General features: G+C 67.9%; 9 protein-coding genes. All 9 read right to left on the bottom strand.

Annotated elements, in window-relative coordinates:
- Positions 1–215 (bottom strand): 30S ribosomal protein S11 (gene rpsK, locus VGD85_RS20840; protein ID WP_331065347.1); only part of this gene is annotated, 215 nt, incomplete at its 3' end.
- A 95-nt stretch (positions 216–310) separates the two neighbouring features.
- Positions 311–685 (bottom strand): 30S ribosomal protein S13, encoded by a 375-nt coding sequence (gene rpsM / locus VGD85_RS20835; protein WP_284536118.1) that lies wholly within the window; start codon positions 683–685, stop codon positions 311–313.
- Positions 686–875: 190 nt separating this feature from the next.
- Positions 876–989, bottom strand: coding sequence for a 50S ribosomal protein L36 (gene rpmJ / locus VGD85_RS20830; RefSeq protein ID WP_011757308.1), 114 nt, complete (start codon positions 987–989; stop codon positions 876–878).
- Between the two features lie 32 nt (positions 990–1,021).
- A complete protein-coding gene (gene infA, locus VGD85_RS20825; protein WP_011757309.1) occupies positions 1,022–1,243 on the bottom strand; it encodes a translation initiation factor IF-1 in 222 nt (73 codons plus the stop codon).
- 235 nt (positions 1,244–1,478) lie between these two features.
- On the bottom strand, positions 1,479–2,522 hold the full coding sequence (locus VGD85_RS20820; RefSeq protein ID WP_331065346.1) for an LLM class flavin-dependent oxidoreductase: 1,044 nt from the start codon (positions 2,520–2,522) through the stop codon (positions 1,479–1,481).
- A 54-nt stretch (positions 2,523–2,576) separates the two neighbouring features.
- Positions 2,577–3,632 (bottom strand): TerC family protein, encoded by a 1,056-nt coding sequence (locus VGD85_RS20815; RefSeq protein WP_331065345.1) that lies wholly within the window; start codon positions 3,630–3,632, stop codon positions 2,577–2,579.
- A gap of 237 nt (positions 3,633–3,869) precedes the next feature.
- On the bottom strand, positions 3,870–4,688 hold the full coding sequence (map, locus tag VGD85_RS20810; RefSeq protein WP_331065344.1) for a type I methionyl aminopeptidase: 819 nt from the start codon (positions 4,686–4,688) through the stop codon (positions 3,870–3,872).
- Positions 4,688–5,263: an adenylate kinase gene (locus VGD85_RS20805; RefSeq protein WP_331065343.1), complete on the bottom strand. Its 576-nt coding sequence runs from the start codon at positions 5,261–5,263 to the stop codon at positions 4,688–4,690. The genes map and VGD85_RS20805 overlap by 1 nt, the downstream gene beginning before the upstream one ends.
- Before the next feature lie 60 nt (positions 5,264–5,323).
- Positions 5,324–6,523 (bottom strand): preprotein translocase subunit SecY (gene secY, locus VGD85_RS20800; protein ID WP_331065342.1); only part of this gene is annotated, 1,200 nt, incomplete at its 5' end.

Raw genomic sequence — 6,523 nt, 5'->3', positions numbered from 1 at the left:
GCCATCTGCGCGGCGAACGGGGTGGACTTGCGCGAGCCCTTGAAGCCGACGGTGCCGGCCGAGGCCCACGAGATCACCGCACCGGTCGGGTCGGTGATCGTGACGATGGTGTTGTTGAACGTGCTCTTGATGTGGGCTTCGCCCGTGGCGACGTTCTTCTTCTCCTTGCGGCGCACCTTCTTGGCGCCGGCCGCGGTGCGGCTCTTGGGAGGCATGCAGTTATCTCCTGAAGTAGCTGGTCTGGATGATCAGAGACCGATCGGTGGTCGAGTAGCCGCTCGTGAGGTACGAGCGAGCGGCGTGTCGAGACCTACTTGGCCTTCTTCTTGCCGGCAACCGTGCGCTTGGGACCCTTGCGGGTGCGAGCGTTGGTCTTGGTGCGCTGACCGCGGACCGGGAGGCCCTGGCGGTGGCGGCGACCCTGGTAGCTGCCGATCTCGATCTTGCGACGGATGTCGGCCTGGACCTCACGACGGAGGTCACCCTCGATCTTGAAGTTGGCTTCGATCTCGTCACGGAGCTTGACCAGCTCTTCGTCGCCCAGCTGGTGGACGCGCAGGTCGGGGTTGACCCCGGTGGCCTGCAGGACCTGCTGAGCGCGGGTACGGCCGATGCCGTAGATGTAGGTGAGTGCGATCTCGATGCGCTTGTCGCGCGGGAGGTCGACACCAACGAGGCGTGCCATGTGGCGGTTCCTTCGGTTGTTCGCAGCGGTTTCGGTCGTGTCGCGTCCCGGACTCCGCCCTGAGTCCAGATCCTGGATCCGGCTCAGTGTCCCGGGCTCCGGCCGTCTGCTCCGGAGGTGGCTTCGCTCGTCCTACGACGGGCTAGCGATCACGTTGTGGGTGTTCAGTTGTCCTGCGAGAGCGGTGTGCTCAGCCCTGCCGCTGCTTGTGGCGGGGGTTCTCGCAGATGACCATGACGCGGCCGTGGCGACGGATCACCTTGCACTTGTCACAGATCGGCTTGACGCTCGGCTTGACCTTCACTGTCAGGCCCTTTCCGGTGAGTAGCGGCTTGCTTACTTGTACCGGTAGACGATCCGACCCCGCGTGAGGTCGTACGGCGAGAGCTCCACCACCACGCGGTCCTCGGGGAGGATCCGGATGTAGTGCTGTCGCATCTTGCCGCTGATGTGGGCGAGAACCTTGTGGCCGTTGCTCAGCTCCACGCGGAACATCGCATTCGGGAGGGCCTCAACCACGGTGCCCTCGATCTCGATCACGCCTTCTTTCTTCGGCATGTCCTCCACAATCTGTTGATCTGACGTCTACCGTGTGGCCCGGGAACCGCCCGCCCCGGCCGTCGGGGACGGTCTGGGCGGTGGACCTCGTAGAGCCGCTCGTCGTCCCTCATCCCGGCACACGGGTGAGCCGCTCGAGAGCTGAACTCGCCGTGATCCGGGCAGCCGCGAGGCACCACGAAGCAGACCCACGTTGGGCCGACACGCCAGTCTAGCGGGAGACGCGGGTGAATCCCTAACCGAGGAGCCGCAGCGTCTGCTCGCGCGCCGGGCTCGCCCCCGGCTCGGTGCCGGTCCAGGCACCGGCGACCGGGTGGACCATGACCTCGTCGACGTCGTACGTCGCCGCCAGCTCCTCGATCCGCGCCCGGGCCGGCTCGGGGGCGTCGATCACCCAGCGTCGCGCCATCTGCTCGAGCAGGTCCCGGTGCGCCGGGGGCAGCTCGACCTTCTCGGCCTCCTCGACCGAGAGCTGGGGGCGCAGCTCCCCGCCGGTGCGCAGCGCCACCATCGCCAGCAGCTGCGGGAGCGCCAGCCGTCGGGCCTCCTCCTCGGTCTGGGCCACCACGGCGTTCACGGTCAGGAAGGTCACCGGTTCGGCGAGCTCCGGCGACGGGCGGAACCCGGATCGGTACAGCTCGAGCGCCTCGGCCGTGCCCGACCCCGAGAAGTGGTGCGCGAACACGTACGGCATGCCCTTCTCGGCCGCCAGCCGGGCGGAGTAGTCGGAGGACCCGAGCAGCCAGATCGTGGGCACCGAGCGCGCCGCGGGCGTCGCCTTGAGCGGATAGGTCCGGCCCTGGATGCCGAGACCGACTCCGTCGGGCTCCATCATCGCCAGCACGTTGTCGACGTACTCGGGGAACTTGGTGACCGCCTCGTCGCTCACTCCCCCGGCGCCGTGGCGCAGGGCATAGCTGGTGACCGGGTCGCTGCCCGGGGCGCGCCCGATGCCGAGGTCGATCCGCCCCGGGAACGTCGCCTCGAGCAGCGCGAACTGCTCGGCGACCACCAGCGGGGCGTGGTTGGGGAGCATCACGCCACCCGAGCCGACCCGGAGTCGGCTCGTGGCGGCCGCGACCAGCGCGATCAGCACGGGCGGGTTGGTCGCCGCGACCGCGGGCATGTTGTGGTGCTCCGCGAGCCAGTACCGGCGGTAGCCGAGCTCGTCGGCGACCCGCGCCAGCGACAGTGTCGCCGCGATCGCGTCGGAGGTGGACTGGTCGCCGCGCACCGGCACGAGGTCGAGGACGGACAGGGCGGTACGACGGTCGCTCACCCTGGTGCCAACCCGGCTGTCGTCGGATCCATTCCGAGAGCCGTCCCGGCGCGGTCAGTCGTCGCCGAGCGAGATCGTGCGCTTCTCGATCTCGGCCTTGCTCATCCGCGAGGACGCCGCGAGGCTCACGACCGCCGTGACGGCCAGGGTCCCGACGATCACCACGAGCGAGAGCCAGATCGGGATGTCCGGCGCCCACTCGATGTGCTCCCCGCCGTTGATGAACGGCAGCTCGTTCTCGTGCATGGCGTGCAGCACGAGCTTGACGCCGATGAACCCGAGCAGGATCGCCAGGCCGTAGGAGAGGTAGATCAGGCGCTGGAGCAGCCCGCCGATGAGGAAGTAGAGCTGGCGCAGGCCCATCAGGGCGAACACGTTGGCGGTGAATACCAGGTAGGGGTCGCGGGTCAGACCGTAGATCGCGGGGATCGAGTCGAGCGCGAACAGCAGGTCGGTCGTGCCGAGCGTGAGGACCACGAGGAACATCGGCGTGATCAGGCGCTTGCCGTTCTGGCGGGTGAACAGCTTGGTGCCGTTCCACTCGCTGGTCGCCGGGAGGTGGTTCTCGGCGAAGCGGACCAGGCGGTTCTCCTCGAACTCCTCCTGGTCGTCGTCGTTGGCCCCCTCCTTCGCGAGCTTGACCGCGGTGTAGAGCAGGAACGCCCCGAACAGGTAGAACACCCAGCTGAACTCGTTGATCGCCGCCGCGCCCACGATGATGAAGATCGCGCGCATCACCAGCGCGATCACGATGCCGATCATCAGGGCGGTCTGCTGGTACTGCCGGGGCACCGAGAAGTTCGCCATGATGATGATGAAGATGAACAGGTTGTCGATCGACAGCGAGTACTCGGTCAGCCAGCCGGCGAAGAACTCCGGGCCGGGGTGGGGCGACAAGGCGTGCGGCTCGGCGAACAACCACAGCGCGGCCCCGAACAGCACCGCGAGACCGATGAAGAACGCCAGGTGACGGCTGACCTCGGGCATGGTCGGCTCGTGCGGTCGACGCGCGATGACGACGAGGTCGACGAACAGGACGCCGACGGTCACCACGATCGTGATCGCCCAGACGAGCGGGGAGGCGACCGAGTCGCCCATGACGGCATTCATCGAGAGTGCTCTCCTCCGGAGTGGCCCACGGTTGCCAACGTACGTCGTCCGCGGGCACGGTCAGTTCTCCGGAGGTCTCTTCCGCTCGGGTCACGAGCCGATGGCACCGGGTCCGGGCGCGGGCCCGGGCCGTACTGACGACACCACCGCGGGGAATACTCCCCTCCTGGCCCGGACATCATTCCACGCCCGCGGCCCCGCACGCGATTCGGCACCGGGTCGGCCGGGCCGGCGCGCTCACTCCCCGCCGTACGGGACCCCGAGCGCGGCGAGCTGCTCCGCGCCGCCGTCGAGCGCCGTCAGCACCCAGGTGCCGCGCGGCGTGATCGTGAAGGTGTGCTCGAAGTGCGCCGCCCAGCTGCCGTCGTCGGTGACGACCGTCCAGTCGTCGTCCAGCACGGAGGTGTCCTTGGCGCCGAGGGTGATCATCGGCTCGACCGCGAGCGCGAGGCCCTCGACCAGCCGGGGGCCCTTGCCGGGCCGCCCGTAGTTGGGCACGTTCGGCGGCTGGTGCATCTGGGAGCCGATGCCGTGGCCGGTGTAGTCCTCGAGGATCCCGTAGCGACCCTGGCTGCGCACGTGCCGCTCGACGGCGTGGGAGATGTCGGTGACCCGGCCGCCGAGCCGCGCCGCGGCGATGCCGCTCCACATCGCCTCCTCGGTCACCCGCATCAGGTCGGTGAGCTCCTGGCGCACGGCGCCGACCGCGACCGTGATCGCGGCGTCACCGTGCCAGCCGTCGACGATCGCCCCACAGTCGATCGACACCACGTCACCCTCGGCGATGACCCGGCCGCCGGGGATCCCGTGCACGACCTCGTCGTTGACCGACGCGCAGATCGAGGCGGGGAAGCCGTGGTAGCCCTGGAACGACGGCGTCGCCCCGGAGGACCGGATGTGGTCCTCCGCGATCGCGTCGAGCTCTCCGGTGGTGATGCCGGCCCGCACGTGACCACGCAGCAGCTCGAGGGTGCGGCCGACCACGAGGCCGGCCCGGCGCATGCCCGCGATCTGCTCGGGCGTCTTGATCTCGATCCCCCGATCGAGGAACCCCATCAGCTCTCGGGGATGACGTCGAGGGCGGCGAAGATGCGGGTCGTGACCTCGTCGACCTCGCCCATGCCGTCGATCTCGTGCACGATCCCCCGCTGCTGGTAGATCTCGATCAGCGGCTCGGTCTGCTCGAGGTAGACCTGCTGGCGGCGCCGGATCACGTCCTCGGTGTCGTCCGCGCGGCCCTCGACCTGAGCCCGCTGCAGGAGCCGGGAGACGATCTCCTCCTGGTCGACGGTCAGGCAGACGACGGCGTCGAGCTGATGACCGGTGAACCGGATCATCCCGTCGAGCTCCTCGACCTGCGCGGTCGTGCGCGGGTAGCCGTCGAGCAGGAAGCCGCCCTCGGCGTCGGGCTCGTCGATCCGGTTGCGGACCATCCGGTTGGTGACCTCGTCGGGCACGTACTCCCCGGCGTCCATGTAGCGCTTGGCCTCGATGCCGAGCGGCGTGCCCTCGGACACGTTGGCGCGGAAGATGTCGCCGGTCGAGATCGCGGGGATCTTGAAGTGCTCGGCGATGAACTTCGCTTGGGTGCCCTTGCCGGCCCCCGGGGGGCCCATGATGATCAGTCGCATGTCACCGGCATTGTGGCAGGGTCCAGGACCCCGGCGCAGTCGTTGGTGATCCATCGCATATCAGCGCAGGAACCCTTCGTAGTTGCGCTGCTGCAGCTGGCTCTCGATCTGCTTCACGGTGTCGAGTGCCACGCCCACCATGATCAGGATGCTGGTGCCGCCGAACGGGAAGTTCTGGTTGGCCCCGATCAGCGAGAACGCGATCAGCGGGATCATCGAGATCAAGCCCAGGTAGAGCGAGCCGGGCAGCGTGATGCGCGAGAGGACGTAGGACAGGTAGTCCTGGGTCGGCTTGCCCGCCCGGATGCCGGGGATGAAGCCGCCGTACTTCTTCATGTTGTCGGCGACCTCTTCGGGGTTGAAGGTGATCGAGACGTAGAAGTAGGTGAAGAAGATGATCAGCAGGAAGAACGTGATCATGTACAGCGGGTGGTCACCGCGCACCAGGTAGGAGTTGATCCAGTCCGCCCAGCGCGAGTCCGCGTTGGGGTTGAACGAGACCAGCATCGCCGGCAGGTAGAGCAGCGATGACGCGAAGATGACCGGGATGACGCCGGCCTGGTTGACCTTCAACGGGATGTAGGTCGAGCTGCCGCCGAACATCTTGCGGCCGACCATTCGCCGCGCGTACTGCACGGGGATCCGGCGCTGGGCCTGCTCGACGAAGATGACGCCGGCGACCACCACGAGGCCGGTGATCATCACGATGCCGAAGGTCCACCAGCCCTTGGACTGCTGGACGGCCCACATCGAGGACGGGAACCCGGCGATGATCTGGGTGAAGATCAGCAGCGACATGCCGTTGCCGATGCCGTGCTCGGTGATCAGCTCGCCGAGCCACATGATGACGGCCGTGCCGGCGGTCATCGTCACGACCATCACGAGGAACGTCGACGTTCCGTTGTCGTGCAGCAGCGGGTAGACGTTGGGGTCGCAGTTCTGGAGCAGGTTGCCCGAGCGGGCGAGCGCGACGATGCCGGTCGCCTGGAGGACGGCGAGGCCCAGCGTGAGGTACCGGGTGTACTGGGTGATCTTCGCCTGGCCGGCCTGGCCCTCCTTGCGGAGCTGCTCCAGCCGGGGGATGACCACCGCCAGCAGCTGCAGGATGATCGACGCGGTGATGTACGGCATGATGCCGAGCGCGAAGACCGACAAGTGCAGGAGGGCGCCACCGGAGAAGAGGTTCAGCAGATTGAGAACCCCACCGCCGGCATCGGCGTCGCTTACGGCGTCCAGACAGCGCTGCACGTTGGTGTAAGA

Source organism: Nocardioides sp., assembly GCF_036401255.1.
Lineage (GTDB): Bacteria > Actinomycetota > Actinomycetes > Propionibacteriales > Nocardioidaceae > Nocardioides.
This window is presented reverse-complemented; position numbering and strand designations above follow the sequence as displayed.